Here is a 4,181-nt window from a genome sequence, read left to right as displayed (position 1 = left end):
GTCCGGCCCGGGGCACCATCTATTATTAAGCCCAATCAGAAATGATTGGGCTTTTTTTATGTTTCGAAATCGCTCTGTTAGCTCAATGGTCTATTTCTCTCATTCGTTTACGAGCATTGAATGAACCCGATCACGTCACTGGAGCCCTGCGTGGTATTTTTGAAATTCAAGATGGAAAGACATACCGCCATTGTGGTTGGGTTCCGCTGAAATTTTCCCCTTCATATCTCGCATGCTGTTCATTGAAATAGAAAGGCCTAAACCTAACCCATCGCCAATTTTCTTTGTGGTGTGAAAGGGTTCAAAAATATAGGCAAGTTCATCGCTACTGACACCACATCCGTTGTCTATGAGTGAAAGAAAAACACGGTCATTTTCGCTGTGTGCATTAATAAGAAGCTGAGAGTTGATAGTGCCTTTCATCGCATCACAAGCATTCACCACCAGATTACCGATGACTTGCCTAACTCGTTGATCTTCGCCTAATACGGTCGTGACATCCGCTGAAATTCGAATTCGGACGTCGATAGATTTCAGCCTATCCTGGTAAATGCGTAAGGTCTCTTCCAGTACCGTAAGCAGCGGGATTTCTTGCAGCTGTTCAGGGCGGTTGAAGGCAAACGATTTAAGCTGAGTGGTCATTTTCGCCATTCGATCGATGAGACTGTGCACCAATTTATTGTTGGCTTTGAGCAGTTGTGTCTCACCACGCTCCATGAGTAAATCATTACTGGTTAATAGCGTTCTAAGCCCGGTAAGCGGCTGGTTAAGTTCATGGGTTATGGCGCTCGACATCCGACCTAAAGCGGCCATTTTACTGATCTCTATGAGTTCCTTTTGTGCCGACTTTAACTCTTCGGTGCGTTGTTCCACTCTCTCTCGTAGGTCATTGTTGACATTTTTTAGCGCAATTTCTGCTTTCTTACGCTTGCTGATATCAATCACTGTAACTAAGTAATGATCGAGGCTGTGCCAGCGCAAGCTTGTAATAGAGAACAGAACCGGAAAAACGCTACCGTCGCTCCGCCGTGCCATGGTTTCTGCGCTGTTGATCTCGGCAAGATCGTGATGTTGGCTTAAGTTTTGAAGCAGTGGAAGTATCGTAGAATCACCGCGGCTGGTTTCAAACAGCTTCCATGCCGCGAGATTGGTGACCATAGAATTTGAAAGATTAAAGTAACGCATGGCCATGGGATTGATATCGGAAACCACGCCCTTCTCGGTTAATAACAATATGCCGACCTGAGTTTTGTTTATCATTTGAGTCAAGCGTTCTTGAGAGCTCTCTATGAGTTTTTGTATACGAAGTTGACTTAGATGCTTTTGGTGGCGTAAACGCCCAATAACAAAAAGAAGAATGAAAAACAAACAACATCCCACCGCTGACCAACTGATCCAAGAGACGGTGTGTTCTACCGCTTTTAATGGAGTGAGGTAAGTTAGCTTCCACTGTAGGTCATCGAGAGTGACGGATTGGGTCATGTACTTCTCACCAAACGCCTTTACACGGGTAATCGATGTCCCATTATAGAGTTGGTCATGGATGAGCAGATCAGAAAGGTTACTTAACTGATTGAGTTTGAGCACATCTAATTCACGGCTACTGGATAAGAAAAAGGCATGACTTCGATCCTGAAAGAAGATGATTTCATTGTCCGCAAACCATTGCTCAGTGAGGAAACTGAGATCGACTTGCACCACTGCAATGCCGACGAGTTCAAAGTTACTTTGAATTGGGGCAGCCAAAAAGTAGTGAGGGGTTGTATCGGTAACCTGAGTGATAATGGTTAGGCTATCGGGATCGTATTTGACTTGAGTAGAGATGAATGTGGCTTTTGATGCATCAAGAGCAAGATCAGACAGACTGGATATCAGCACTTCTCCATCAGCAGAGAGTATATACCAGCCCTTAGTATTGGCTGCTTTATCCAGTTGAATAAGTTGTGCTTTCAGTTCTGCTTCCAGCTGTTCTTCAAGATGAGTTTCTCCTTCAAGAAAGGTCAACACTCCGGGCTCATTGGTGATTAAAAAAGGCAGATGAGAAAACCGTCTCAATGCATGCCTAATCTCACCAACGTAATCCAACAGTCTTTGTTCGATATTGCTTTGCGCTTGAGAAAGCAGCCATTGTGTCGCGATGAAGCGCCCGGATCCCAAGCTGATGTACATCAACAGCATCACCATTAAGGTTAAACCGAGTTTTCGTCTAAGTGACATGCCTATGCCTTATAATTCGTCCTGCCACTTAGATAACTATATGCCCCTCATATGTTAAAGGTTTGTTGTTAAGAACTGGGAGCTAGCTCCTTTTATACATTAGAAATATTCCCTACCGTAGAGAGATACAGAACGGATTTGAGACGGCTTAAATGAATCAAGAAATAATCGCAGAAATCGCACTGGTTGAAGACGATGATATCGTTCGACGTGCGACATGCCAATGGTTGGAACTCGCAGGTTACTCGGTGCAGGCATTTGAATCAGCCCAGGACGCACTCAGTGCAATCGAAATAACCGATTTTAAAGCGATTATCACCGATGTAAGGTTGCCTGACATGAGTGGCTTTGAGTTGCTGTCCACACTCATTGAAAATCAAAACCAAACGCCCGTCATATTAGTCACAGGCCATGGTGATGTTGATATGGCAGTGAACGCCTTACAGCTTGGCGCCTATGACTTCATTGAAAAACCGTTTCATCCAGAGCGCTTGTCTAACACGGTCAATGAAGCGGTAGAGAAGTATCAAGCTCAATGTGAAAAGACAGGGCGAGCGTCATATTTAAACAACCTCACAGGCATAGAGAAGGTGTTAATAGGGCGCAGTAAGGTAATTCGTGAGCTTCGTACTCAGGTTGCCAAAATAGCGGCGATTGATACCAATGTGATCATTTACGGTGAAACTGGCTGTGGTAAAGAGTTGGTCGCGAGTTGTCTACATAATGAAAGTTCAAGAAAGGATCACCATCTTGTCGCGTTGAATTGCGGTGCGATTCCTGAGCACCTGTTTGAAAGTGAACTGTTCGGCCACGAGGCTGGGGCGTTTACTGGTGCTGTTAAGCGACGAATCGGCAAACTAGAATACGCAGACAAAGGGACTCTGTTTCTTGATGAAATAGAAAGTATGCCACTCGCTATGCAGGTCAAAGTTCTAAGGTCACTGCAAGATCATGTTATAGAGCGGGTAGGAAGCAACACTCAATTGAATGTCGACCTCCGAGTTATCGCGGCCGCGAAAGAGGACTTGCTGGGGCATGAACAATTTCGACCGGATTTGTTCTACCGACTGAATGTTGCTCAATTGTATCTACCTCCTTTGAGAGAGCGTGAAGATGACGCATTGGTGCTGTTTGAGTACTTTACTCGCGAAGCCAATAAAGAGACTCGTAACATGAGTGATGCCGATGCAAAGGCGTTACTCGCGTATTCCTGGCCAGGTAACGTAAGAGAGCTTAGAAACGTTGCTATCCGATTTGCATTGGATGAGAGCATGTCAGTGGGGGAGATTTTATCGTGTCGCCCTAATGCTCAAATAGAGCAAAGTAGTGTCGGTCTTCCACTCGCCATACAAATGGAAACATTTGAACGACAAATCATTTTAGACGCACTTACACGCTGTAACGGCTGTATTTCTGATGTGATGAAAGCGTTGGATCTACCAAGAAGAACCTTGAATCAAAAAATGCAGAAATACTCGTTAAATCGGTCGGATTACACAGCATAACTAGCCTGCAAAGCGTTGTGATCAGGATGCAATATCGGCTCACAGCAAGACATTGAGTATATATTTTTAGTGGTTAATGGATTTCCAGCAGCCCGTAACCGCGATAGGCAAGAATTTGCTCATTGTTTGTTTAACCAAATATTAACATCGATCACAATATTCGTCATGGTGTGATGGGTGTTACGTTAAATATCGGTTTATATAGGATTGCTATAGGCGAAATCTTGCTTACAACTGAGACTCCCGATAAGCAAGATTTTGCTCATTTCACTGCTGATTAAAACTAAAGTATAATAAAAACAAATGCTTATTTTCTGGCATCGTACTTGCTATAGGTATGTTAAGTGTTAACGAAATGATAACGTGAAACATCACATGGAGAGTAAAAGATGAAAATGAATAAGTTGATGAAAACTTTGATCGTTGGTGCCGCTTCACTCAGATCGGAAGAGCGGGTCA

The 4,181-nt window shown here is 43.9% G+C and carries 2 protein-coding genes and 1 tRNA gene (1 of these 3 running past the window's edge); 2 read left to right on the top strand and 1 reads right to left on the bottom strand.

From position 1 onward, the window contains the following. A tRNA-Cys gene (locus tag ACP45E_RS02840) sits at positions 1 to 18 on the top strand; it begins 55 nt to the left of the window's first position. 117 nt (positions 19 to 135) lie between these two features. On the opposite strand, the gene ACP45E_RS02835 is transcribed toward ACP45E_RS02840, so the two are convergent. Further along, the gene (locus tag ACP45E_RS02835; RefSeq protein WP_017038283.1) at positions 136 to 2,217 is read right to left on the bottom strand and encodes an ATP-binding protein; all 2,082 of its coding nucleotides are present in this window, start codon (positions 2,215 to 2,217) and stop codon (positions 136 to 138) included. Positions 2,218 to 2,369: 152 nt separating this feature from the next. Between ACP45E_RS02835 and ACP45E_RS02830 the strand changes: the two genes are divergently transcribed. After that, positions 2,370 to 3,722 (top strand): sigma-54-dependent transcriptional regulator, encoded by a 1,353-nt coding sequence (locus ACP45E_RS02830; RefSeq protein ID WP_017038284.1) that lies wholly within the window; start codon positions 2,370 to 2,372, stop codon positions 3,720 to 3,722. Positions 3,723 to 4,181 lie beyond the last annotated feature (459 nt).

Origin of the sequence: Vibrio genomosp. F10 str. 9ZD137, from assembly GCF_049974785.1 — a bacterium.
Classification (GTDB): domain Bacteria; phylum Pseudomonadota; class Gammaproteobacteria; order Enterobacterales; family Vibrionaceae; genus Vibrio.
Note: the sequence above shows the minus strand (reverse complement) of the source record. Positions and strands in the feature narration are given on the sequence as shown.

What these genes read in the sequence shown, in the direction of transcription:
- ACP45E_RS02830 (WP_017038284.1), top strand. Translation starts at nt 2,370, where the DNA reads ATGAATCAAGAAATAATCGCAGAAATCGCACTGGTTGAAGACGATGAT.
- ACP45E_RS02835 (WP_017038283.1), bottom strand. Translation starts at nt 2,217, where the DNA reads ATGTCACTTAGACGAAAACTCGGTTTAACCTTAATGGTGATGCTGTTG.